The 24,301-nt window shown below is 60.7% G+C and carries 25 protein-coding genes and 1 tRNA gene; 18 read left to right on the top strand and 8 right to left on the bottom strand.

The window, feature by feature from the left end; genetic code table 11:
• Positions 1-330: 330 nt before the first annotated feature.
• Positions 331-972: a hypothetical protein gene (locus tag GL286_RS05450; protein WP_155094470.1), complete on the bottom strand. Its 642-nt coding sequence runs from the start codon at positions 970-972 to the stop codon at positions 331-333.
• Between the two features lie 537 nt (positions 973-1,509).
• A complete protein-coding gene (locus GL286_RS05445) occupies positions 1,510-1,740 on the bottom strand; it encodes a helix-turn-helix transcriptional regulator (RefSeq protein ID WP_155094469.1) in 231 nt (76 codons plus the stop codon).
• Between the two features lie 204 nt (positions 1,741-1,944).
• Between GL286_RS05445 and GL286_RS05440 the strand changes: the two genes are divergently transcribed.
• Positions 1,945-2,343 (top strand): helix-turn-helix domain-containing protein, encoded by a 399-nt coding sequence (locus GL286_RS05440; protein ID WP_155094468.1) that lies wholly within the window; start codon positions 1,945-1,947, stop codon positions 2,341-2,343.
• 100 nt (positions 2,344-2,443) lie between these two features.
• Here the strand turns inward: GL286_RS05440 and GL286_RS05435 are convergent.
• A tRNA-Ser gene (locus GL286_RS05435) sits at positions 2,444-2,533 on the bottom strand.
• 676 nt (positions 2,534-3,209) lie between these two features.
• Here GL286_RS05435 and GL286_RS05430 point away from each other — a divergent pair.
• The 4 genes from GL286_RS05430 to minE all read left to right on the top strand — a co-directional run bounded on the left by GL286_RS05430 (position 3,210) and on the right by minE (position 6,350).
• Positions 3,210-4,364 carry a glycosyltransferase gene (locus GL286_RS05430; protein WP_170295045.1) on the top strand — a complete coding sequence of 385 codons (1,155 nt, stop codon included), beginning with the start codon at positions 3,210-3,212 and terminating at the stop codon, positions 4,362-4,364.
• Between the two features lie 87 nt (positions 4,365-4,451).
• Positions 4,452-5,231 carry a septum site-determining protein MinC gene (minC, locus tag GL286_RS05425; protein WP_170295044.1) on the top strand — a complete coding sequence of 260 codons (780 nt, stop codon included), beginning with the start codon at positions 4,452-4,454 and terminating at the stop codon, positions 5,229-5,231.
• A gap of 25 nt (positions 5,232-5,256) precedes the next feature.
• A complete protein-coding gene (gene minD / locus GL286_RS05420; protein WP_170295026.1) occupies positions 5,257-6,075 on the top strand; it encodes a septum site-determining protein MinD in 819 nt (272 codons plus the stop codon).
• 2 nt (positions 6,076-6,077) lie between these two features.
• Entirely contained in the window at positions 6,078-6,350 is a 273-nt protein-coding gene (gene minE, locus GL286_RS05415) for a cell division topological specificity factor MinE (protein WP_155094465.1), read from the top strand.
• A gap of 68 nt (positions 6,351-6,418) precedes the next feature.
• Here minE and GL286_RS05410 read toward each other — a convergent pair whose 3' ends face one another.
• Entirely contained in the window at positions 6,419-7,330 is a 912-nt protein-coding gene (locus GL286_RS05410) for a MurR/RpiR family transcriptional regulator (RefSeq protein WP_155094464.1), read from the bottom strand.
• 125 nt (positions 7,331-7,455) lie between these two features.
• Here GL286_RS05410 and GL286_RS05405 point away from each other — a divergent pair, with 125 nt between their 5' ends.
• Genes GL286_RS05405 through GL286_RS05375 form a run of 7 tightly spaced genes read left to right on the top strand, consistent with a single transcriptional unit; the run spans position 7,456 to position 15,097 of the window.
• Entirely contained in the window at positions 7,456-8,196 is a 741-nt protein-coding gene (locus GL286_RS05405; protein WP_155094463.1) for an N-formylglutamate amidohydrolase, read from the top strand.
• Positions 8,196-8,732: a TRAP transporter small permease subunit gene (locus GL286_RS05400; RefSeq protein ID WP_155094558.1), complete on the top strand. Its 537-nt coding sequence runs from the start codon at positions 8,196-8,198 to the stop codon at positions 8,730-8,732. Before GL286_RS05405 ends, GL286_RS05400 begins: the two co-directional genes overlap by 1 nt.
• Entirely contained in the window at positions 8,729-10,054 is a 1,326-nt protein-coding gene (locus tag GL286_RS05395) for a TRAP transporter large permease (RefSeq protein ID WP_155094462.1), read from the top strand. The genes GL286_RS05400 and GL286_RS05395 overlap by 4 nt, the downstream gene beginning before the upstream one ends.
• Before the next feature lie 20 nt (positions 10,055-10,074).
• Entirely contained in the window at positions 10,075-11,112 is a 1,038-nt protein-coding gene (locus GL286_RS05390) for a TRAP transporter substrate-binding protein (RefSeq protein WP_155094461.1), read from the top strand.
• Positions 11,113-11,165: 53 nt separating this feature from the next.
• Positions 11,166-12,530 (top strand): glutamine synthetase family protein, encoded by a 1,365-nt coding sequence (locus GL286_RS05385; protein ID WP_155094460.1) that lies wholly within the window; start codon positions 11,166-11,168, stop codon positions 12,528-12,530.
• Between the two features lie 36 nt (positions 12,531-12,566).
• The gene (locus tag GL286_RS05380) at positions 12,567-13,955 is read left to right on the top strand and encodes an aldehyde dehydrogenase family protein (protein ID WP_155094459.1); all 1,389 of its coding nucleotides are present in this window, start codon (positions 12,567-12,569) and stop codon (positions 13,953-13,955) included.
• Entirely contained in the window at positions 13,952-15,097 is a 1,146-nt protein-coding gene (locus tag GL286_RS05375; protein WP_155094458.1) for an iron-containing alcohol dehydrogenase, read from the top strand. Before GL286_RS05380 ends, GL286_RS05375 begins: the two co-directional genes overlap by 4 nt.
• Before the next feature lie 31 nt (positions 15,098-15,128).
• On the opposite strand, the gene pobA is transcribed toward GL286_RS05375, so the two are convergent.
• The 3 genes from pobA to GL286_RS05360 form a co-directional block, all read right to left on the bottom strand.
• Positions 15,129-16,295 (bottom strand): 4-hydroxybenzoate 3-monooxygenase, encoded by a 1,167-nt coding sequence (pobA, locus tag GL286_RS05370; protein ID WP_155094457.1) that lies wholly within the window; start codon positions 16,293-16,295, stop codon positions 15,129-15,131.
• Between the two features lie 108 nt (positions 16,296-16,403).
• On the bottom strand, positions 16,404-17,297 hold the full coding sequence (locus GL286_RS05365) for a helix-turn-helix domain-containing protein (RefSeq protein ID WP_155094456.1): 894 nt from the start codon (positions 17,295-17,297) through the stop codon (positions 16,404-16,406).
• 45 nt (positions 17,298-17,342) lie between these two features.
• Complete coding sequence (locus tag GL286_RS05360) at positions 17,343-18,257, bottom strand: LysR substrate-binding domain-containing protein (protein ID WP_155094455.1); 915 nt, start codon at positions 18,255-18,257, stop codon at positions 17,343-17,345.
• A gap of 65 nt (positions 18,258-18,322) precedes the next feature.
• Here GL286_RS05360 and pcaD point away from each other — a divergent pair, with 65 nt between their 5' ends.
• The 6 genes from pcaD (at position 18,323) to GL286_RS05330 (ending at position 23,080) form a co-directional block, all read left to right on the top strand.
• Positions 18,323-19,102: a 3-oxoadipate enol-lactonase gene (gene pcaD / locus GL286_RS05355; protein WP_155094454.1), complete on the top strand. Its 780-nt coding sequence runs from the start codon at positions 18,323-18,325 to the stop codon at positions 19,100-19,102.
• Complete coding sequence (pcaC, locus tag GL286_RS05350) at positions 19,099-19,479, top strand: 4-carboxymuconolactone decarboxylase (RefSeq protein WP_155094453.1); 381 nt, start codon at positions 19,099-19,101, stop codon at positions 19,477-19,479. Before pcaD ends, pcaC begins: the two co-directional genes overlap by 4 nt.
• The gene (pcaH, locus tag GL286_RS05345) at positions 19,476-20,213 is read left to right on the top strand and encodes a protocatechuate 3,4-dioxygenase subunit beta (protein WP_155094452.1); all 738 of its coding nucleotides are present in this window, start codon (positions 19,476-19,478) and stop codon (positions 20,211-20,213) included. Before pcaC ends, pcaH begins: the two co-directional genes overlap by 4 nt.
• Positions 20,213-20,818 carry a protocatechuate 3,4-dioxygenase subunit alpha gene (gene pcaG, locus GL286_RS05340; protein WP_155094451.1) on the top strand — a complete coding sequence of 202 codons (606 nt, stop codon included), beginning with the start codon at positions 20,213-20,215 and terminating at the stop codon, positions 20,816-20,818. Before pcaH ends, pcaG begins: the two co-directional genes overlap by 1 nt.
• Positions 20,819-20,824: 6 nt before the next feature.
• Complete coding sequence (locus tag GL286_RS05335) at positions 20,825-21,679, top strand: 3-oxoadipate:acetyl-CoA acetyltransferase (RefSeq protein WP_155094450.1); 855 nt, start codon at positions 20,825-20,827, stop codon at positions 21,677-21,679.
• 87 nt (positions 21,680-21,766) lie between these two features.
• The gene (locus tag GL286_RS05330) at positions 21,767-23,080 is read left to right on the top strand and encodes a class-II fumarase/aspartase family protein (protein WP_155094449.1); all 1,314 of its coding nucleotides are present in this window, start codon (positions 21,767-21,769) and stop codon (positions 23,078-23,080) included.
• On the opposite strand, the gene GL286_RS05325 is transcribed toward GL286_RS05330, so the two are convergent.
• Positions 23,077-23,901: a DUF6635 family protein gene (locus tag GL286_RS05325; RefSeq protein ID WP_155094557.1), complete on the bottom strand. Its 825-nt coding sequence runs from the start codon at positions 23,899-23,901 to the stop codon at positions 23,077-23,079. The genes GL286_RS05330 and GL286_RS05325 overlap by 4 nt on opposite strands.
• Positions 23,902-24,301 lie beyond the last annotated feature (400 nt).

Raw genomic sequence — 24,301 nt, 5'->3', positions numbered from 1 at the left:
TTCCAGGGCGAGCTTGAAGAAGTGGTCGTGGATCTGAAGAAGTAAGACTGCCTCGGGCGCTCGACATTTGTTTGAGCGCCCGGTTCGCTGTCACGTCGCGCGCCGGCGTGAAACAGAGCGAACAAGCTGATCGCGTGTGTATCGAATGGCTGCATTGTCCGCATAGCTGCCTGATCAGGGCGTCCGCTTCGTCCGCATCGTTACCGGGCAATGGCTTTTTGCCCGCGCGTCCTCGGTTGCGCGGGCTATAACCTGAGAACCAGTCCTGAGGCGGTTGGCGTCTATTGCTGCCTGCGCCTCGTCCGGGCAGCACGGCTTAGGTAATGCCTCTCAACTCGCCTGCGACAGGCTGAGGGCATCCTGAACGTAGCATAGCACCTGACTGTCGGTCCCGCCGGACCAGCCTTCCCACTCCCAGAACCACTGATACAGCGCTTGGGCTCCCCCAGTCTGTGCTGCTCGTTCTGCGCGCAGTCGCTCGAACGTCTCTCGGGTCGCTTGCTTTATCGCACGCGACAGAAGCCAAATATTCGCGATCTTGAGCTCGTTCTTTGTGCGCCGCTCGGCCCGAACCATGTAGTCAATCCAGCCCTCCGCATCATGTATAGGTTTCCAATGGAACTGACGTTCGCCACCAATTGCACCTATTGCCGGGGATGCTGCCTTGGTGAGCACATCCCCCAATCGCTTGAGGTCGGTGTCGGTCATTCCCAAAGCCACAACGCCATGTAGGTGAGCCCGAGAGCGTCCATTGGCGTCCGCGGGTGCCACATCAAAACAAAAGGTGATCGGCAGATCATGAAAGCCCGCGTCATTGAGGTGTTTGTTCAGGTGCTTCTGCAAACTCCGGCGCGGATCTTTGCACCTGAGTAACGCACTCTCGCGGCGAATACCGAAGTTGAGGGATAAGGCATGCCCGCCGACGCTAGCTGCGTGCACCACAGAGACCGCGCCCTTTTCGGCCTCGGTCAATCGCTTCTTATTGAGGCCGCGCCACTGCTTTTGGAGAAGGCGATCAAGGCTGGCGATGACGCGTCGCGCTTGGCGAACTGGAGGAGTGGGGCTGTTCGCAGGAGGCGCGCCATGCCCCCTGGCACCCATCGCAACCGCGCTGCCGACGCCCGCCACGATCACTGATGCCCTGTTACTCACTTGTGTGGAGGCTATGGGTGAGAGGCTTGGGGTAGTGGATAATAGAGTGGGATCTGCACACTGAGGTGCCTTCGTCCCACGCAGGCCATTTACCAAGCATTGCTGGCTGAAATGCTCGTTTGGGGAAGTAGGTGCCGAGACAAAATTGCACGCCGTCGCAACTGCAATGTCAGGCGGTTTGGGGGGCGGGGTCGGCGTATCTGGCGGCGTGTCGCGCACAAGGCGTATTCCGCTCATCGCCTCCATGAACGCGACCGTCGCGTGATCGCGGTGATCTATAAAGGGCAGCCGGATCAGACCGGCACTATCTGGAAAATGGGTCATTGGGGCTTACACCACGAAGCTTAAAAGTGGGTGTCAGTCCCAGAGTGCCATTCCGGCATCGAACGAGAAGCAGGCTTCGAATGTGTTTTCGTGCGCCTCGATATCCGACAGGCGCCAGCGAGTGCAGCCTGGCCCGATCTTGACCGCCGTCGGGAAGTCGCCGTTTCGCTTCCAACGGTAGATGCTGTCAGTTGAGACGTTGAGCCGACGTGCGACCTGCTCCACCGTGAGGTAGAGGTTTTGGCTTTGGGTAGTCACGGTCATTCTTTACCTATTATGCGCACATGCGCGGTTACTATTTAACACCGCGCCTGATAGCGGTAACGTGGGAGCTTGGCTAGGTTTTTTCTTATTTTGGTGAGCATTTGTTCTCTGAAAGTTCCCTGCCGCGGAGCGCTCAGTCCCGAGCGATCGCGCAGACCAACTTACTTACTGTGGTCTGGTAACCAACTGAGAAGGTGACCAACCATGGCAAACCCCCACGCCGAGACCGCCGCCGTGATTTTTCTTCGCCGCCAGCTTGAGCTTCTGGCTCACCGTAAGACGCAACGTGAGATCGCGCATGAGGCGGGCTTCACCAACGCGAACATGCTTTCCCTGATGAAAGTCGGGTCCAGCAAGATTCCCCTCGACCGAGTTCCTTCCCTTGCTCGGGCTATGGAAGTGGACCCAGCTCGGCTGATGCAACTTGCGCTGGAGCAATCCATTGGCAAAACGAACGCTGCGGCTATCCTTCAGGTGTTCGGCACCCCAACAACCGAGAACGAGCGCGGATGGTTGAATGAGATTCGTGATGCCTCGGATCAAACCGATCCGCGGCTCACAACACGCTCTCGGACTGCGCTACGCGCCATCTTCGGGCGATGATGAGTCTGATCCTACCGGTTTAAGGTTGTTGGTAATTATGTTGGGAACGAAAGGTGACCAGCGAGAAACGCCAGCAAAATAAGGGGTATTTTGAGTTTGGTGGCGGAGACGAAGGGATTCGAACCCTCGAGACGGTTTCCCGTCTGCACCCTTAGCAGGGGTGTGCCTTCGACCACTCGGCCACGTCTCCGCCGCCCCGTATATGGATCGCGCGAAAAGGAGACAAGGGAATTTTGCGTCAATTTGCGTCTGTCGACCTTGTCGAAGGTTTTTGCGCCGCGAATTTTGTGAGGGTCCGGCCTGCCTGACGGACACGGTGTAGCGTATGGCACTTTGCGAGACATCCCGTAACCGCCAACGCTGACGGTCAAACTGATATGTGTCGGACGGTCCAATCTTCGGCTTTCCAGTGTCGTTTCCAGACTGCGACCGATGTGGTTCCCGAGCTCTTGTAACGGTCGATAGGTGGAACGCCTCTGCTCTCGTTGGACGATTCTGGAACGAAGAACCGTGCTGCCTCCTCGCTTGGGTTTTGGGGGCAGATTTCATTGCGCCGATATTGGTTAATTCCGGCACTTGTGTGATGTGGACACGCAAAATCGCTGCAAATTTTTGGTGTTAGGTCAAATTTCGTCGTTTCATCAAACTAATTTCTGGATCGCGGAAACTCTCTGGGGCAGCTTCGATCCATGTAAATGGTTCCATGTGGAAGCGGCCCGTTTTTTGGGTTGCTGTGGTTATGGTTAGGGTTGGTGATGGATTTGCCTGGGACGAGGGACGATGACCGGCTCATTCCGATGCTGTTGAAGTCCTATTTGTTGGTTGCACCGATTTCGTTTTATCAGGATCCGGACGGCGTCGTTTGGTTGGATCCATTGTGGCAGCGCGATCTGATCGCACATTTCGATTACATCTCGGATATCTGCGTCATTGCTCCGCGCGTATCTGCCGAACAGCCACCAAAAGATTGGGTTCCCGTTCGTGCTCCTGTCGGACGGGTGATCGCTTTTCACGAGTTTGGTGAGGCGAACTCCGGTTGGTCCGGCATCCTTGCAAAGCTGCCAAGCGACATTCGGACTGCCTGGTCGATGGTCGGTCAGGCGGACTTGGTTCATTCCGGAATTGCGGGTTGGCCCATTCCGCCGGGGATGCTGTTCAATCCGATAGCCGTCCTGCGGCGTAAGCCGCTGATCCTGGTCGTGGAAAGCGCGTTCTGGCGGGTGCAGGATCGCAGTAGCGCGACCTTTCGTGCCAAGGTCAGGGCGGCACTGACCGAGGCGTTCGCCAAGTGGAGCTTGCGTCAGGCAAGCTTCGCGGTTTTCACCAGCACCGCTTATCGCGAGAGTCTGCCGGTTGGCCCGTCCGGTACCGCCATGGTCTTGCCCGCCAGCTGGATTGCAGCGACCGATGTGCTTTCCGGGGCGGCCGCAAGTCTGGCTTGGAATAACAAGCCCTCCGCCCCGCGATTTTTGATGGCCTCGCGCCTGTCTGCGGAAAAGGGGGTCGGTCTTTTCATCGAGGCAGTCAAGATCATTGACGCTCAGGGCGTTCCCTTGACCATCGATGTGATCGGCGATGGACCTCTCGGAGCGCAGATCGTCGATGTCGCGGCCAACACGCGATCGGTCAGGCTAAGACTGTTGCAGCCGGTCCCCTATGGGCCGCAGTTTCTCAAGCTTCTAGGGGGCTATCACGCGGCCATTGTGCCGACGACCGGGGATGAACAGCCGCGGATCATCTATGATGCCCTTTCACAAGCTGTTCCGATAATTGCGACCGATACACCTGGCAACCGCGAGGTGCTTGCGGATGGGCGGTCGGGGTGGCTGGTTCGTGGAGGTTCGGCTGATGCCTTGGCCAAGGCTTTGATCGAACGAGCGGAACATTGCGATGAGTTGCCGCAGAAAGGGTTGTCTGGCCTGACCGTTGCCCATGAATACACCCATGAAACCATGCATCGGCGCCGTGCAACGGCCATGCTCGACCTGTTCGGGGCGAAACCGAAAACAACTACAGGATGAGAGTGGACGCGGGGATTAAGTGCTATTAGGAATAATATCAAAAGCCGTTTTGCGGATTATCGTGGGCGGGATAAAAGGCAGGTTGGCGTGCAGGCAGAGGGATCCCATGCGACCGCGGGTGAGCCGGTTGCGAGTGTCAGGCCATTGCAGTTCCGCGGCCGGTCGCTGACGGCGGTTGCGCTGCATCTGACCGGAGGCGTGGATGATGCGTTTCTGGCGTCGTTGGATGCGCGGTTGCGCCAGACGCCGCTGTTCTTCGAGAATGCCCCGCTGGTGATCGATCTGGCCGAGGCTGCGGGCCTCGATTCCGCTGCCGAGATGGAGCGTCTGACCACGGCCTTGCGGAACCGGCGCCTGTCGGTCTTTGGCGTGCAGAACGCCCGTGCCGATCAGGGCAAGGCGGCGGTTGCGGCCGGGCTGATCGTGCTGCCCGCAGGGCGCGATGTCGCGCTGGAACGCGCGGCCCAGCCCGCAGCGCGGCCAGGCCGGAGCAGGGCCGCAGCGCCGGAACCCGTGCCCGAACCCGTGGCCAAAGAGCCGCAGACACGGCTGATCACCCAGCCGGTGCGCTCGGGACAGACAGTCTTTGCCGATCGCGGCGATCTGGTGATCGTCGGGCCGGTCGGCTCGGGGGCCGAGGTCATCGCCACCGGCAATATCCATATCTATGGCCGGTTGCGCGGGCGGGCGCTGGCGGGGGTCAATGGCGACACCTCGGCGCGGATCTTCTGCCATGCGCTCGATGCCGAACTGCTGGCGATTGCCGGACTTTACCGCACCAGCGAGACGCTGGGTCCGGATATCCCGCGCGACTTCGTGCAGGTCTATCTCGAGGGCGAGAAGCTATGCGTCGCCCCGCTCAAATAACCCCAAGGATCGAAAGGAAGCGCTCGTGAGCAAGGTCATCGTAGTCACCTCGGGCAAGGGCGGCGTGGGCAAGACCACGACCTCGGCCGCGGTCAGTGCCGGGCTCGCGATGCGCGGGCACAAGACGGTCGTCGTCGATTTCGATGTCGGCCTGCGCAATCTGGACATGATCATGGGCTGCGAGCGTCGGGTCGTGTTCGATTTCATCAATGTGATCCAGGGCGACGCCAAGCTGAAGCAGGCGCTGATCAAGGACCGCCGGCTGGAAAACCTGTTCGTGCTGCCGACCTCGCAGACCCGCGACAAGGACGCGCTGACGCAGGAGGGCGTCAAGGCGGTGCTGGACGAGCTGCGGCAGGAATTTGACTATATCATCTGCGACAGCCCTGCGGGGATCGAACGCGGCGCGCATCTGGCGATGTATTACGCCGACGAGGCCATCGTGGTGACCAATCCCGAAGTGTCCTCGGTGCGCGACAGCGACCGGGTGCTGGGGCTGCTGAACAGCAAGACCGCGCTGGCGGAAAAGGGCGATGGCAGCGCGATCAAGGCGCAGCTTCTGCTGACGCGCTTCGATCAGCAGCGCTCCAGCAATGGCGAGATGATGAGCGTCGAGGACGTGCTGGAAATCCTTGCGATTCCGCTGTTGGGCATCATTCCGGAAAGCCCGACGGTGCTGCGGGCCTCGAACGTGGGCATGCCGGTGACGCTGGACGAGAAATCGGCGGCGGGCAAGGCCTATGAGGACGCGGTGGGTCGTCTGGTCGGCGAGCAGATCGAGATGCGGATCGGCAGCGCCGAGAAGCGCGGCTTCTTCCAGCGGCTTCTGAAACGGACGGCCTGAGCATGTTCGGCTTTTCCCTTCGCCCCCGCAAACCCAGCCCCGCCGCGACCGCCAAGGAGCGGCTGCAGATCCTGCTGGCGCATGAGCGCGCCGGCGGCGCCAGCCCCGAATTCCTGCCGCTTCTGCAGCGCGACATCCTCGAGGTGGTCCGTCGTCACATGGAGATCGACGGCGAGCAGGTCGAGGTCAAGATCGAACGCGGTGACGAGCTGTCCAGCCTAGAGATCAACATCGAACTGCCGGGAGCGAGCAAGATCAAGGCGAAGGCGGGCTAATCGGCCTGACGGTCGATATGGCGACGGTTTGTCGTCGATCTGTCGTGCATAAAGGCGGATCTTGGCGTTTAGTCGGAAACCGGTCTGCGCCCGTCCCCTTGCCGACCGCGCCGGAACAGACTGGCGCGGTCGTATAATTCTTCGAGTTTCTCCATCCGCTGCTGGGTCTGCGGCCAAGTGTGTTCCTGCACTGCGGCCAGCAGCGTTTCGACCAGAACCAGCAGCGCAACCGAACTGTCCCAAGCCGAGGGTACCTCGATCTGTGCCGAAAAGCGAAAGCGGGCATGGGTCGAGATCGGGCTGACCCATGGATCGGTGAACAGAACGATCTGCGCTCCCTGTTCGGCGGCCATTTCGCAAAGTTGCAGGATGGCGCTTTCGTAGCGCCGGATGTCGAAAACGACCAGCACATCGCCCTCGCGCAACTCAAGCAGGGCGGGTGGCCATGAATTGGACAGGGCAGGCAATGCGATCACGCCGGGCCGAACGATGCTCAATTGCGTCACCAGATAATCCCCCAAGGCGTGGGTTATCCGGCCTCCGGTGACGAAAATGCGCCGCTCGGGATCGGCGAGCATATTGGCGCAAGCATCGAATTCGGCGTGATCTATGCGGCCAAGCGTTGCGGTCAGGTTCGTCAGAACCGCATCGGCAAAACGGTTCAGGATGTGCGAGGTCGGAACCCCGTCCGTCCAGCGTGCATGTTTGGACAAGGGGGATTCCAGTCGCGCTTCGATCTCGGCGCGCAGCTTCGTCTGGAACTCGGGATAGCCGCGGAAACCCAGCTTCTGCACAAGGCGCAGCACCGTCGGAGTCGAGACGCCCGCCTCTTTTGCAAGCTGCGGCATCGAGGCCAGACCGGCCACGGGATAGTGCCGCATCACATGGCTTGCCAGCAGACGCTCGGACGGCGTGAGTATGTCGAAACTGGTCGAAATCAGCTGCTCGATGGTGCCGGGTTGGTCGGCATCTGGACGCATATGCTTGTCGCTCCGGCAAAATGGATGGATTGCGTTCGTAACGATCATAACAAAATAATCCCACGCTGAAAAAATATTGACAGAAGGATCGGCGCTGCGCCAGCCTGTCGTGACAGGAGCGCCGAATGTCTGATCTTGCGTCGTTTTTCGGAATCGATAATCCCGAGGGCCTTGGTCCGGCGGTGGTCGTGTGCGAACACGCCTCGAACCATTTTCCGCCGCCTTGGGACAAACCGGGACTAAGCGATGCTCAACTTGTGTCGCATATCGCATGGGACCCCGGCGCGCTTGAAGTGGCGCGGGGTCTGGCCAGGGCGCTGCACGCCCCGCTTGTCCATGCCAAGGCCTCTCGGCTGATCTTTGACCTGAACCGGCCGCCCCATTCACCCGCTGCAATGACTGAACGCAGCGAGGCCCATGCCATTCCTTTCAACCTCCAGCTTTCGCGAAGCGAACGGAGGTCACGGACACAGGCCCATTATATTCCGTTTCACGCGGCGCTGGCGGATCTACTGGCGCGGCGTTTGGCACGGGGGCTGACAACCGCCCTGATCACGGTCCACAGCTTCACGCCGGTCTATTTCGGCAAGCCGCGCGAGGTCGAGTTCGGATTGATCCATGACAGCGATGCGCGGCTGGCGAAAGCTATCGCGCAGCGGGACATTGGGCTTCTGACCCGCCTGAACGAGCCTTACAGCGCCGCCGATGGCGTGACCCATACATTGGCACGCCACGCCACGCCTTTTGGGCTGCCCCATGCGATGCTGGAAATCCGCAACGATCTGATCGCGGATGAAAAGGCTCAGACCGCGATGGTTGCCCGTTTGGCGCCGGTGATCCGCTCGGCGATAGATGAGGTTGCATGATGCCGCGTTGGGCGATTGCATATGTCCGCAACATCGAGTGGCTGAACTACCGGATCGGCCGCTTCGCGATGTATCTGTTGTTCTTGATCATGGCGATTTTGCTGTGGTCCTCGGTGACCAAGGTTTTCAAGGTTCCTTCGCTGTGGACGCTGGAAATGGCGCAGTTCACGCTGGTAGCCTATTACCTGCTGGGTGCGCCCTATTCGATGCAACTGGGCGCGAATGTGCGGATGGACCTGCTTTACGCGCGGATGCCGATGCGGCGGCAGGCGATGTGGGACATCTTCACGATATTCTGTCTGCTGTTCTATCTGGGAGTGATGCTGTGGGGCGCGGTCGATTCCACCGCCTACAGCTTCCAGATATCCGAACGCGCGCCAAGCGCGTGGCGCCCGCCGCTATGGCCGATCAAGCTGATCATCACCGTCAGTTTTGCGCTGATGATCCTGCAGGCGGTCGCCCATCTGATCCGTGACATCGCCATTCTGCGCGGGGTCGAGATCGCCAAACCCTTTGCCGGCGAGGTCGACCGATGAGCTACGAGTGGATCGCGCTGCTAATGTTCTCGACCATGCTGCTGATGATGATCACCGGCCAGCGGGTCTTTGGCGCTATCGGCTTTGTGGCGGTGGTCGCGGCCTTGGCGCTTTGGGGGCCGGGCGGTACGGATATGGGCTTTTCCGCCGTCATGAAGGTGATGAAGTGGAACGCGCTTCTGACGCTGCCGATGTTCGTTTTCATGGGCTATGTCATGTCGGAATCGCGGCTGGCCGAGGATCTGTACCGGATGTTCCATGTCTGGTTCGGCCCGCTTCCGGGGGGGCTGGCCATCGGGACGATCCTGCTGATGGTGATGATCTCGGCGATGAACGGGCTGTCGGTGGCGGGCATGGCGATCGGTGCGACCATCGCACTGCCTGAACTGGTCAAGCACCGCTATGACAAGCCGATGATCTCGGGCGTCATTCAGGCGGGGTCGAGCCTTGGCATCCTGATCCCGCCCTCGGTCGTGCTGGTCCTGTATTCGCTGATCGCGCGGCAGCCGGTCAGCCAGCTCTGGCTGGCGGGGATCGTGCCGGGGCTCCTGATGGCGGCTTTGTTCATCGTTTACATCCTGATCCGCACCAGCCTGAATCCGTCCTTGGCCCCGCCGATGCCCCCCGAGGAGCGCGCCGCAATTACATGGTCCCAGCGGTTCCATCTGTTGCGGGCGGGGTTGCTGCCGCTGGTGATTTTCGCAGCGATGATGATCCCGTTCATCAAGGGCTGGACCTCGCTGACCGAAAGCAGCGTCATCGGCGCGCTGACTGCTGTCGTGGCGGCTGTGATCAAGGGGCGTTTCACCCGTCAGGTCTTCGAGGTCGCGACCCGCCAGACATTGGCGATCACCTGCATGTTCATGCTGATCATCATGGCCGCGCTAAGCTTCGGAGCCGTCTTCGATGGCTTGGGCGCGGGCCGCGCGATCGAGAACCTGTTCCTGCGGGACATGGGCCTGACACCGCTTCAGGTCCTGCTGTTGATGCAGGCATCGTTCCTTGTGATGGGAATGTTTCTGGATGACACTGCCATGCTGGTCATTGTCGCGCCGATCTATGTGACCATGGCAAGAACGCTTGGCTTTGATCTGGTCTGGTACGGGATTCTTTATACGATCACCTGCCAGATCGCCTATCTGACGCCGCCCTTCGGCTACAATTTGTTCCTGATGCGTGCGATGGCGCCGCGCGATTTCACGCTGGGCGTGATCTATCGTTCGGTCTTGCCATTCGTGCTTATCATGGTGCTGACGCTTGCTCTGGTGATCGCCTTCCCCGGCATCGCCATGTGGCTGCCCCATTCGATCTACGGACAATAAAACCAACAGGGAGAATGCAAATGACCACCAGACGGACTTTTCTGACCTCGGGCGCATTGGCTGCGGGCGCAAGTGCGCTGGCCGCTCCCGCCATCGCGCAGGGTGCGCCGCTGAAATGGCGGATGCAGACCTATGCAGGCGCGACACTGGGCGAGCATGTCGCCAAGCCCGCCATCGACGCCTTCAACAAGATCGCCAATGGCCAGATGGAGATCGAACTGTTCTATGCCGATCAGCTTGTCCCCACGGGCGAGTTGTTCCGTGCCATGCAGAACGGCACGATCGACGCCGTGCAATCGGACGACGACAGCATGGCCAGCCCGACCGAAGTCACGGTCTTTGGCGGCTATTTCCCCTTCGCTCTGCGCTACTCGCTGGATGTTCCGGCGCTGTTCAACCATTACGGCCTAGATGAGATCTGGAAGGAAGAATACGCCAAGCAGGGCATCCAGCACATCTCGGCGGGCTCGTGGGACCCATGCAACTTCGCGACCAAACAGCCGATCAACAGCCTTGAGGACCTGAAGGGCAAGCGCGTCTTTACCTTCCCGACGGCAGGCCGCTTTCTTGCGAAATTCGGCGTCGTTCCTGTCACCCTGCCTTGGGAAGATATCGAGGTTGCGCTGCAAACCGGCGAGCTTGACGGCGTGGCATGGTCCGGCATCACCGAGGATTACACCGTCGGCTGGGCCGACGCGACCGGTAACTTCCTGACGAACAGCATCTCGGGTGCATGGATCGGCCATTTCTTCGCCAATCAGAAGCGCTGGGACGAGGTGCCTGACCATCTGAAAGAACTGATGAAGGCCGTCTTCGACCAGTCGCATTACTACCGGCAGCACTGGTACTGGGCCGGAGAGGCCAAGTTGCGTGTCACCGGCGACAAGATGAAGCTGACCACCATTCCTGCCGATCAATGGGCCACGGTCGAGGCTGCGGCGCTGGAATTCTGGGACGAAATCGCAGCGGAATCCGAGGTCAAGGCAAAGGTGGTTGCCAAGATCAAAGAATATAATCAAGCAATGACGAAAGCAGGCCCGCCCTATCGCGAAGCCTGATCCGGATAACTGGGCGCGCCACGACCGGCGCGCCCGCACGAACAAGGTGATTTATGCCCGCCAATCTAGATTTTGACGCTTTGAAAGCCGCCGTCCACTCGGGCGAGATCGACACCGTGATGGTCGCTCTTGTCGATATGCAGGGGCGTTTGCAGGGCAAACGTTTCCACGCCGCGCATTTTATCGAGAATCCGCACGAGACCCATTGCTGCAATTATCTGCTGGCGACCGATCTGGAAATGGAGACGGTGCAGGGCTATCGCGCGACCAGTTGGGCCTCGGGCTATGGCGACTATGTGATGAAGTCCGATCTGGCGACCTTACGTCGGCTGCCGTGGATTCCGGGCACGGCGCTGTGCTTTGCCGATCTTTACGACCACAATACCCATGAATTGGTGCCCCATGCGCCGCGCTCGATCCTGCGCCGCCAGATCACGCGGGCGGAGGCGATGGGCTTCACTCCGATGATGGCGACCGAGCTGGAGTTCTTCCTGTTCGAACAGGGTTATAAGGATCTGTTCGATGCGGGCTATCGTGATCTTGTCCCGACCGCGCGGCATAACGTGGACTACGGCTTGACCGGAACCTTTGCGGACGAGCCGGTGATGCGCGATCTGCGCAACGGTCTTTACGGCGCCGGTATTCCGGTCGAGAACTCGAAAGGCGAGGCCGAGGCCGGTCAGCACGAGATCAACGTCAAATATTCGGATGCGCTCGACACTGCGGATATGCATGTGCTGATCAAGGCGGCCACGAAAGAAATTTCGCAACTGCACGGCAAATCGGCGACCTTCATCGCGAAATACGCGCATGGCAAGGCCGGGTCGTCCAGCCACGTCCACCAGTCGCTGTTCCGTGATGGCAAGAACGCTTTCCACGATCCGGATGCCCAGCACGGCATGTCGGAACTGATGCAGCACTACATGGCCGGTCAATTGGCCCATGCGAGCGAGCTGACCTATTTCCTTGCGCCCTATGTCAACAGCTACAAGCGTTTCGTCACCGGCCTGTTCGCCCCCACCAAGGCGATCTGGTCCATCGACAACCGTACTGCGGGCTTCCGCGTATGCGGCGACAACACCAAGGGTGTGCGGGTCGAATGCCGCATCGGTGGCTCGGATCTGAATCCTTATCTTGCCTGCGCCGTGCTGCTGGCCGCCGGTCTGACGGGGATCGAGAAGAAGCTGCCGCTCGAGCCTGCTTTCTCGGGCGATGCCTATGCTGCACAAGCCGCCGTACGCGAGATACCCAAGACACTTGGCGCTGCCGCCGAAGCGCTGAATGCCTCGCAGATGTTGCGCACACAATTGGGCGACGAGGTGGTCGATCACTACCTGCGCGCTGCCGCGTGGGAGCTTGAAGAGCAGAACCGCGTCGTTACCGACTGGGAACTGGCCCGCGGGTTCGAACGCGCCTGACGCATTGGCCGGCCTGACCGGCGAAATGAGGATACGATGACCAAGACGATCAAACTGATTTCGCCGGTCGATGGCGAGGTTTACGCCGAGCGGCCTGTTCTTTCGGGCGCGGAAGCACGCCAAGCGGTCGCTATGGCCCGCGAGGCGCAACCTGCTTGGGCCGCCCTTCCGCTAGGCGAGCGTATCGCGCGGGTCGAGGCAGGCATTGCCGCGCTGAATGCGATGAAGGACGAAATCGTGCCTGAACTGGCCGGACAGATGGGCCGTCCGGTACGATACGGTGGCGAATTTGGCGGCGTGAACGAACGCACAGCCTATATGGCCAAGATCGCTGCCGAGGCTCTTGCCCCGACCGAGGTCGAGGATAGCGACCGTTTCCGCCGCGAGATCCGGCGCGAACCTGTCGGTGTCGTTTTCGTCATTGCGCCGTGGAACTATCCATTCCTGACCGCGGTGAACACGATTGTTCCGGCCCTGATCGCCGGAAATGCGGTCATTCTGAAACACGCCAGTCAGACCCTGCTTGCGGGGGAACGTCTGGCTCAGGCGATGGAGCGCGGCGGTGTGCCGCCCGAAGTCTTCCGGAACGTCGTGCTGGACCACCAGACAACCGAGGAACTGATTGCCGAGCGCAGCTTCGGCTTTGTGAATTTTACCGGCTCGGTCAGGGGCGGACAGGCCATCGAACGCGCGGCGGCGGGGACGTTCACGGCGACCGGTTTGGAACTCGGCGGCAAAGACCCCGGCTATGTCCGTGCCGATGCCGATCTGGACGCGGCTGTGGATGGGCTGATGGATGGGGCGATGTTCAACTCGGGGCAATGTTGCTGCGGGATTGAACGGATTTACGTCCATGAAAGCCTGTACGATGCCTTTGTCGAAAAGGCCGTCGCTTGGGTGATGCAGCATAAGCTGGGCGACCCGAACGATCCCGCAACCACCATGGGTCCGATGGCGCATCGCCGTTTTGCTGATGTGGTGCGTGGCCAGATCGCCGATGCGGTCGCTGAAGGCGCGCGGCCCCTGATCGATCCGGCAGCTTTTCCGGCGGATGACGGCGGGGCCTATCTTGCCCCGCAGATCCTTGTCGATGTGCATCACGAAATGCGCGTCATGCGCGAGGAAAGCTTTGGCCCTGTGGTTGGTATCATGCCGGTCAAGGATGACGACGAAGCGGTCGCGCTGATGAATGACTGCGATTACGGGCTGACGGCATCGGTCTGGACGACGGATACCGATGCCGCGCTTGAAATCGGCTCGCGGCTGGAAACCGGAACGGTATTCATGAACCGGTGCGATTATCTTGATCCGGCTTTGTGCTGGACCGGCTGCAAGGATACCGGACGTGGCGCGGCCTTGTCCGAATTGGGGTATCTGGCCGTGACACGACCCAAATCCTACCATCTGAAAAAGGTGCAGAAATGACTCTGCGGGCAAACTGGTCCTATCCGACCGCGATCAAGTTCGGGGCTGGCCGCATCGCGGAACTGGCCGAGCAATGCAAATCCGTGGGCATACAAAAGCCGCTGCTGGTGACGGACAAGGCGTTGGCCGGATTGCCGATTACCGCCGCCGCGCTGGACGTGCTTGAGGCCGGTGGTTTTGGCCGTGCGATCTTTTCCGAGGTCGATCCCAACCCGAACGAGCACAACATGCAGGCCGGAATTGCCACCTATCTGGCGGGCGGCCATGACGGGGTGATCTGCTTTGGCGGCGGTTCGGCACTGGATCTGGGCAAGATGATCGCGCTGATGGCGCGGCAGACGGTCTCGGTCTGGGATCTCGAAGATATCGGTGATTGGTGGACCCGTGCGGATGCTGCCGTGATCGCGCCGATCATCGCGGTTCCGACGACCGCCGGAACCGGTTCGGAAGTCGGGCGCGCGGGAATTCTGACGAACTCGGAAACCCACAAGAAGAAGATCATCTTCCATCCCCGCCTGATGCCGGCGGTGACAATCTGCGACCCCGAATTGACGGTGGGGATGCCGAAAATGATCACCGCAGGCACCGGCATGGACGCTTTCGCCCATTGCCTCGAAGCGTATTGCAGCCCGTTCTATCACCCGATGAGCCAAGGCATCGCGCTTGAAGGGCTGCGGCTGGTCAATGAATACCTGCCCCGCGCCTATGCAAAGCCCGACGATCTTGAGGCCCGTGCCCAGATGATGAGCGCGGCGGCGATGGGCGCGGTTGCGTTCCAGAAGGGGCTGGGTGCGATCCATAGCCTGAGCCATCCGGTCGGGGCCGTTTACGGCACGCATCATGGCACGACCAATGCCGTGGTCATGCCGATGGTGCTGGATTTCAACCGCCCTGCTATCGAGGGCGTGCTGTCCCGCGCCGCCGACTACCTTGGCATCAAGGGCGGGTTCGATGGTTTCCGCGCGCGAGTCATGGATCTGCGGGCCGAACTCGGCATTCCCGCGAACCTGACTGAGATGGGGGTGCAGAGGGAGCGTCTGGACGAGTTGACCGAGATGGCACTGGAAGACCCGTCCTGTGGCGGCAATCCCATCGAAATGACGCGCGAGAATACCCGCGCGCTGTTTGACGCCTGCATGTGACGATCATGGTCCGGCCATTGGCCGGACCATTCTAATAGGGCAGGCCGACATAATTCTCGGCCAGAGCAGTCTGTGCGGCCGTCGAGTGGGCAAGATAGTCAACCTCGGCGGCCTGCATACGGGCAAGGAACTCGCCCTCGGCAGGAAACTCGTGCAGCATCCGCGTCATCGACCACGAAAAACGCGAGGCTTTCCAGACCCGTGCCAAGGCGGTCGCCGAATAGTCCTGCAGCAACTGGGCTTCACCGGCATATTGCGCGATCAATGCGCGGGACAGGTAGAAAACATCCGAGGCGGCAAGGTTCAGCCCCTTGGCTCCGGTCGGGGGAACGATATGGGCGGCGTCCCCCGCCAGATAGATCCGGCCCCAACTCATCGGCTCCGAGATGAAACTGCGCAACGGGGCGATGCTTTTCTCGATCGAGGGGCCCGATACCAGCGTTTCGGCCAGATGGGCGGGCAGACGTCGCCGCAATTCGGTCCAGAAGGCCTGATCGCTCCAGTTCTCGGGTTTGTCGGTCAGTGGAACCTGCAGATAATGGCGGCTCAGATTGGCATTGCGCATCGAACATAGGGCGAAGCCGCGCTCATGGCCCGAATAGACCAGTTCATCCGCGACGGGCGGAGTTTCGGCCAGAATGCCCAGCCAACCGAAGGGGTAGACGCTTTCGAATTCGCGCCGCACGGATGGCGGGATCGCGTTGCGGCTGACGCCATGAAAACCGTCGCAGCCGGCGATGTAATCACAATCGACGCGATGGGTTTGGCCGCGATGTGTGAAGGTGACATGCGGCGCTTCGGTATCGGCGTCATGGATCGCGACATCCTCGGCCTCATGGAAAACGGGCGCGCCGATCCGGTCCAGTTCGTCATAAAGATCATGGGTGACCTCGGTCTGGCCATAGATCATGACCGATTTTCCGGTCAGCGTCTTGAAGTCGATGTGAACCGTCGTGCCATGCGCGGTGAGGATGGTGCCGTCATGGACAAATCCTTCGGCATCCATCCGCGAGCCGATACCTGCCTGACGCAGCATATCGCACAGGCCCTGCTCGAGAACACCGGCGCGGATGCGGGACAGGACATAATCGCGCGAGCGCCGTTCCAGCACGACCGCGTCGATTCCGGCACGGCGTAACAGCAACGAAAGCAGAAGACCCGCCGGTCCGCCGCCGATGATGCACACTTGATGGCGCATGGCATTCCTCCTCTGGCGGCAAAATCGCGCCACCCTATTCTGGCGGCAAGATGGCGCGGATGAATGTGCCAGAAAATGGATCAGGCGTCAGAAAGATTGGACAATTCGTCAATCCGTGCCGTCTTGTTTGCGATACTGGCCCGGAGATATTCCGGCCCGTTGTGCAAAGAAGCGGTTGAAGTAGGCCGGATCGTCGAAGCCTGTCATATGGGCGATCTGCGCCACGCTATTGTCGGTATAAAGCAGGTAGCGCTTGGCTTCGAGCAGGATGCGCTGGTGTAACAACTCGCTTGCGGTTCGACCTGTTCGCGCTTTGCAGGCGGCGTTCAGCCGCGCCGTCGTCACCGCCAGTTCGGCGGCATAGACCGAGGGTGAGCGCTGGTGGCGAAACTGCCGCTCGATCATCGCGCGGTAGCGTATCAGCAGATCTTGGTCACGATCCGGCGTCAGGGGATTGGCGCTGGCTTGGGTGATCCCCAGCCGTAGGACGATGACCAGAAGCCGCATGAAAAGGGCGGTGATCGCCGCGCGCCGACCGGGGGCGGACCAGACGAACTCGCGCAGCAGCCAGTCGAATGTGTCGATAACGGCGGGTTCGTCGATGCCTGAATCCGTCAGACCAAGTATCGCGGGACGCGCCACCGCCTGAGCCAGTCGCGGGTCGCCGATGGTCGCGTTGCCCATAAATCCAAGCGCTGCGGTAACAACATAGCCATCCGTGCCGGGATCGAATTCGAACTGGTGGACGCATCCCTCCGGCAGGACCAGAATGCAAGGCACGGGCAAGGGGTGGCTTTGATCCTCAAGCCGGATGGTGCCGCCGCCCGCATGCAGCAGAATGATCTGCAAATGCTCGGGATGGGCATGGGCGAGGATGCGCCAGCCATTCGGCCCGCTGCGATCAAGGATCGGTTCGACATGCAGGAAATCCAGTTCGACGTCGGAATCGCGATCTCCGTACAGGTAGTAATTCGGTATTCTGGTCGGTGTCGTGCGGTTCATCGGACGCTTCCGGATGCTCGGGCCGAGTAGCTGCGCGCCGTCATGTCAGGGCAGGTTTCGCGCCACATTGCGGGCGATCTCCTCGAATTCGACTAGGCCCGGTGCGGCGATTGTCTGGCGGCGGGTCATGCCTACGGCACCGGAAAGAAACCTCGCGCCGGTCGGCAACTCGATCATCTCGCCGCGGTCCAGTTCGTGTGCAATCACCCCGCGCGAAATGAACCACAAGGCGTCCGAAGCAAGACAGACTCCCCGACCCAATGCCAGCGAGACGGTCTCTAGCGCGGGTCGTATTCCGCTAAGCCCGTTCGCGGCGAGGTAATCGTCAACGGTAGGGCGGATGAGTGCCGTAGCAGGAGGCAGGATCAGGGGTGACGCCGCCAATGCCTCGGGGATGGTGGCGTGTTGCAGCGGGTGGTCGGCACGGGCGACCAATATCACCTGATCCTCGTACAGGTGATCGAAGCTCAGGCCTGCCATTTCCGATGCGCCGGGCAAACGGCCCACCACCACCTCGACCAAGCCGTCGCGCAGAAGGCGCATCAGGTGGAAATGCGGTCCGGTTTCGGCGGCCAGAAGGATTTCGGGATGCAACTCGCGAAAGCGCAGCACGACCTGCGGCAGGAAACGGGTCGCGACGGTGGGAAGAACGCCGATCCTTAGGGTGCCGCTGCTGCCGGGGCGCAGGGCTGCCGCGCCTGCTTCAAGCGCCTGCATGGCGGTCAAAGCGTGACGGCGGAACAATGCACCTGCCTCGCTAAGGACCAAACGTCGGCCCTGCCGAAGAAACATCGGTTGGCCCAGCAATGTCTCTAACTCGGCCAAGGTGCGCGACAGGGCGGGCTGGGTGATGCCTTGCGCCCGCGCGACCGCCGATAGCCCACCCTCGGAGGCGATATCCAGAAAAGCACGGATATGGCGCAGCTTCACCCCCGGATGTATAGCGGAATGGTTATTCATTTTCGCCTGTTTTGCATTATCCAAGCCGTAACTGTTATGCCAGATTACGAGGAAGGGAGATTGCCATGCAAGTTCTGACCCGCCCTTGGGGCGCAATGCATTATAGGATCGACGGTCCAAACGATGGGCCTGTCGTCGTTTTCGCCAATTCTCTGGGCACGGATCTGCGGCTTTGGGACGCGCTTTTGGCCGAAATGCCCCAGATCCGCGCCATCCGCTTCGATAAGCGTGGGCATGGCCTGTCGGACGAGGGTGGCGATTTCACCGTCGAGGATCTGGCCGACGATGCTGCTGCACTGATCGAACATCTGGGTGTGGGGCCGGTCATTTTCGTCGGCCTGTCGATTGGCGGCATGATCGCGCAGGCCATTTCGGCCCGTCGTCCGGATCTGGTTCGCGCGGCGGTCCTGTCGAACACCGCGGTGAAAATGGGTACAGCACAAAGCTGGTCCGAGCGGATTGATGCCATCAGGGCGGGCGGTATCCGCTCGATCGCGGATGTCATCATGCAGCGGTGGTTCGCACCCGATTTCCGCGCAAAACCTACGATTGCAGCTTGGCGGAACATGGTCGTGCGGACTTCGGAAGCGGGCTATGTCGGGGCGTGTCGTGCACTTGCCGCTGCCGACCTGACCGGCCCGACCTCGATGCTGCGACTGCCGGTTGCCGTCATCGCGGGTGATCAGGACGGCTCGTCGCCTGCCGAACTGGTCAAGGCGACAGCGGATCTTATCCCTGATGCGGCTTTCCACATCGTTCGCGATGCAGGCCATCTGCCTTGCGTCGAGCAGCCCGCCGCGTTCGCCGCGATCCTCGGGCCATTCATCAAGGAACATTCCAAATGAGCGAACGCTTCGATCAGGGCATGATCGTGCGCCGTCGGGTGCTGGGCGATGCCCATGTCAATCGGGCCGAGGCCAACAAGACCGATTTCGACGAACCTTTCCAGACACTGATCACCGAAGCGGCGTGGGGCTCGGTCTGGTCGCGGGATACGATCAGCCCCCGCGAACGGTCGATGCTGACGATCGCGTTGTTGGCGGGTTTGGGCAATGACCATGAACTGGCCATGCATATCCGCGCCACTGCCAATACCGGTGCCAGCAAGGAAGACGTTCTGGACGCGCTTTTGCATGTTGCGATCTATGCCGGTGTGCCGCGCGCGAACCATGCCATCAAGATCGCCAAGGAAACCTTTGCCGAAATGGAGGCCAAGCGATGACCCTCAGCGACAAGGTGGAACGTGGGCCATTGTTCTTCCGCGACCGTGACTGGCATCCTGCGGCCTATGCGCCGGGCTACAAGACCTCGATGACCCGTGCGCCATTCCGGCCATTGGTGTCTATGGGCTCGACCTTGTCCGAGGAAACCGGACCGGCCTTTGGCCACTCGATGATCGGGCTGCTCGACAACAACCTGATCATGAACTTCACCGGAGAGCCCGCCATCGGCGAGCGCATCATCATGCATGGCCGCGTCTTGGACGAGCAAGGTCGAGGCGTTCCCAATGTGCTGGTCGAAATCTGGCAGGCCAATGCGGGGGGGCGTTATCGCCATAAGAAGGACAGCTATGCTGCTCCGCTTGATCCGAATTTCGGTGGCTGCGGGCGCACGATAAGCGGTCCCGACGGCGCATATGAATTTTTGACGGTCCGCCCCGGTGCCTATCCGTGGCCGAACCGCGTCAATGATTGGCGGCCGATGCATATCCATATCTCGGTGTTCGGTTCGGGCTTTGGCCAACGCCTGATCACCCAGATGTATTTCGAGGGTGATCCCCTGATCGCGCGTTGCCCCATCGTGAACACAATCGGACAGGACAAAGCCATTCAGGCGCTGGTCGCGCCCTTGGACATGAACCGCGCCATTCCGATGGATTGCCTCGCCTACAAATTCGATATCGTGTTGCGGGGCCGCCGCCAGTCGTTCTTCGAGAACCGCAAGGAGGGATTGTGATGCAGGAACTCGATTACCTGAAAGAGTCGCCCTCTCAGACGGCTGGCCCCTATGTTCATATCGGCCTGACCCCGAACAAGCTGGGCATCGAGGGGATCTATCCATTCGATCTGGGCGAAAGCCCGATCAAGGAAGGCGCGCAGGGCGAGGCAATCACCATCATCGGCACGGTGCAGGACGGCGCGGGCATGGTCATGCGCGATGCGCTGATCGAAAGCTGGCAAGCCGATGCGCAGGGCATTTATCCCGGCAACGATCCGCGCGGCGCGGCTGATCCGAATGTTACGGGATGGGCACGCATCATCGCGGATTTCGACTCGGGCGAGTGGACGCTGAAGACGATCAAGCCGGGACGCGTGCCGTTCCCTGATGGCAGGTTGATGGCTCCGCATATCGCGCTTTGGGTCGTGGCGCGCGGGATCAATCTGGGTCTGCAAACCCGCATCTATTTCCAGGATGAGGACAATGAATCCTGCCCTGTCCTGCAGCGGATCGAACATCGCCCGCGCGTGAACACGCTGATCGCCAAGAAAACTGCGGCGAACACCTACCGTTTCGACATCGTTCTGCAGGGCGAGAACGAAACCGTATTCTTCGATATGTGAGGCATGATGGGCGATCTAGCGGACCAACCTTGCATCATCTGTGTGGCGATCACCGGCTCGCTTCCGACCAAGGAAAACAATCCGGCCGTGCCGATTTCTGTCGCCGAACAGATCGAGTCCACGCAGGAAGCCTTCGAGGCGGGCGCGACAATCGTGCATTGCCATGTCCGCGACGACCAAGGGAAGCCGACCTCGGACCCGGACCGTTTCGCGCAATTGAAGCACGGGCTCGAGCAGCATTGCCCCGGCATGATCATCCAGCTTTCGACCGGAGGTCGCTCGGGCGCGGGTCAGGCCCGTGGCGGCATGTTGCCACTTGCCCCCGATATGGCATCGCTTGCGGTCGGCTCGAACAATTTTCCGACCCGTGTCTATGAAAATACGCCGGATCTGGTGGATTGGCTTGCCTCCGAAATGCGGACATACGACGTCAAGCCCCAGATCGAGGCCTTTGATCTAAGCCATATCCTGCAAGCGGCGATCATGTTCAAAGACGGGCGTATCAAGGATAGGCCCTATGTCCAGTTCGTTATGGGGGTCAAAAACGCAATGCCTGCGGATCGCGACGTGTTCGATTACTATGTGCACACCGTGAAGCGCTTGTTTGGCGAGGATGTGCCTTGGTGCGCAGCGGGCATCGGTGCCAGCCAGATCAGGTTGAACGAATGGGCTATTTCGTCGGGCGGCCACTGCCGGACAGGGCTTGAGGATAACGTCCGGATCGACCGCGACACGCTTGCCCCTTCCAACGCGGCGCTTGTGCGGTGCGCTGCGGACATTTGCCGGAAATTCGACCGTCCGGTCGCGACCTGGCAGCAGGCACGCCAGATTCTGGGGCTGCGGATGCCCGCCACCGCCTAAGCCCCCTCGCATCCTGCCATGCGGATAAATATCCATGGGTCGGGGGGCGTCAGTCCTCCGGTCGATTTGCCATAAGAAAGCCGTGTCATGCCCGCATCTGCCGCCGATAGCGCCATTTATCGCCACTTGTTCAGCGATGAGGCGACCGCCGCTTTGTTTACGGACAGTGCCGAAATCCGCGCCATGTTGCTGGTCGAGGGGACATTGGCCCGTGTTCAGGGCCAGATCGGCCTGATTCCGCAGACGGCAGCGGCCTATATCGATCGCGCATCGCGCGAAGCCCAGATCGATCCCGCTGGTCTTGGCCCCGAAACCGCGATCAACGGCGTTCCGGTTCCGGCTCTTGTTTCGGCCTTTCGCAAGGCGATGCAGGCTCCGGAATATGCCCAATACCTGCATTGGGGGGCAACCAGTCAGGACATCATGGAAACGGGGCTTGCCCTTCGCCTGCGTCGCGTGACCGAGATCTGGGACGAACGCCTTGGCCAACTCATATCGGCACTTGGACAGCTTGCCGATACTTACGCAACCGTTCCGATGGCCGCGCGGACCTATGGTCAGGTCGCGACGCCGACCAGCTTCGGCGCGGTCATCGCAGGCTGGGGCCATCCCCTGATCCGTCATCGCCAGCGGCTTGGCGCATTGCGTCCAGAACTGGCAACGGTCTCTCTTGGCGGGGCGGCGGGGACACTTTCGGCGATGGGGGCCGAGGGGCCTGAGGTTCGCGCCGCATTGGCCACGGAATTGGGCCTGACCGATCCCGGCCATAGCTGGCATGCGGAACGCGATCAGATCGGTGCGTTTGCTGCGTGGATGGCGGGCGTCGCGACAAGTCTGGCAAAAATTGGCGAGGATCTGATCCTGATGACCCAATCCGGAATTGGCGAGATCCGGCTGGAAGGGGCGGGTGGATCGTCAACCATGCCGCAAAAGCAGAACCCTGTCGGCCCCTCGGTGCTTGTCGCGATCGGGCGGCAGGCGGTCGCGCTGGCCTCGGCGATGCAAGGTGCGGGCATTCACCGCCAGCAACGCGACGGCTCGGCATGGTTCGTTGAATGGCTGACCCTGCCGCAGCTTTGCATCTCGACCGGTCGGTCCATCGCATTTGCGCTTGAACTGGTCGGGCGGATCGCGCCGGACATCGATGCCATGGCGCGCGGTCTGGATGACGGTACCGGTCTGATCCACGCCGAGGCCTTCACATTCGCATTGGCGCGCCACATGCCCCGACCCGAGGCGCAGACCCGCATCAAGAACCTGTGCCGCGAGGCGCAGGATAGTGCTGTTTCACTGCAAGATCTTGTCGCGCGGGATTTTCCCGAGCTTGATTTATCTGCGGCGGGCGGGCTCGGCATCGCACCCGCCGAGGCACGGGCCTTTGCCAAGGCCGCGCAAGGTTAGCGCATTCCGCGCCAGATCGACGAGGCGATGTCACCCAGATCGCCCAGCCGTGCCAATACATGCTCGCGCGCGATCGCGCCCGATTCCTGTTGGCGGTCAAGCCGCACCAGCATCCGCATCAGGCGGCGCTTGTGAATGCCGGTCCATAGTTGGACCGGATCCGCGATCAATCCAGCAAAAGTGGTTACGACCGAGGCCCCCACCGACAATGCAATCGTGGTGAATACAAGCTCGACGGTGGAAAGCTGGGTTGGAAACAGCCCGTACCACATCTGACCCGCCCAGCCACCAAGCGCGAATTCCTCGATTGCGCGGGATTGCGCGCGCATCTGGGCGACAGGCTCGGCTAGCGACAATATACCCGGCGTCGGCCGGTAGAATATCAGGTAACCGGCAATCAGGACGATGAGCGTGGTCGTGATCTCGGACACGGCGTTACGGGTTTCAGCATAGGCCGCAATTGCGCGTTTCGTCGTTTCGGGACTGGCATCGGGCGCTAATTTCTGGGCATCCAGCCGCGCGAGCAAAGCCGTCAGATCTGTCTCGACCTGACGGGCAAGATCCGAGGTCAGGAAGATCTTCCGCGCGGCGAGCCATTCCGCAACCCGCCGCGCCCGAAACAATCTCAGGATCACGACGACCAGCCGGATGAACAAGAAAACCGGCGACAGCATCACGTTGACCGGCGCGCGTAGCAGGTCCGCGCCCAAAGCTGCCCTATGCAGCTTCAGTGTACCGCGCAGCCCGAAACGTGTGTGCACGAAGCGGCGGACTTCGTTCTCGCGCATGGTCATCGGACGGGAGTCGGCGGGTTCGAGCATGGTTTTCCGGCGTAGCTTTCCGCCTCTGAAATAGGTCACCCTATCCTTTCGCACAACGCCTTTGGCGGGATTAGGCTGACGGTCCTAGGCGTCCGGCTAGTTTGCCGCCAATTTGGTCAGCCGCTTCCCGGATCGCCAGACAGCCGACGCATGGATGAGCCGAAGAACCGGAATTATCAGGATGTTGTACTGAAAACCTCATGAAACTGCGAACCGTGATCCCTGCGGCGCGCCTGCCGGAAAAACATGCTCCGCGGATAGGTGATCGGGTGGGAAACCCTTCTTCATTTCCGCAAATACCATAATCTCTATATACTCAGTAGTGATTTGTTGTATTCTGCCCTCGAACCTAAACGACCGCCCGGCAAGATTGATATTCGGATGCCCGGCCCAGCAAAGG

Origin of the sequence: Paracoccus aestuariivivens (genome assembly GCF_009711225.1) — a bacterium.
Taxonomy (GTDB): domain Bacteria; phylum Pseudomonadota; class Alphaproteobacteria; order Rhodobacterales; family Rhodobacteraceae; genus Paracoccus; species Paracoccus aestuariivivens.
This window is presented reverse-complemented; position numbering and strand designations above follow the sequence as displayed.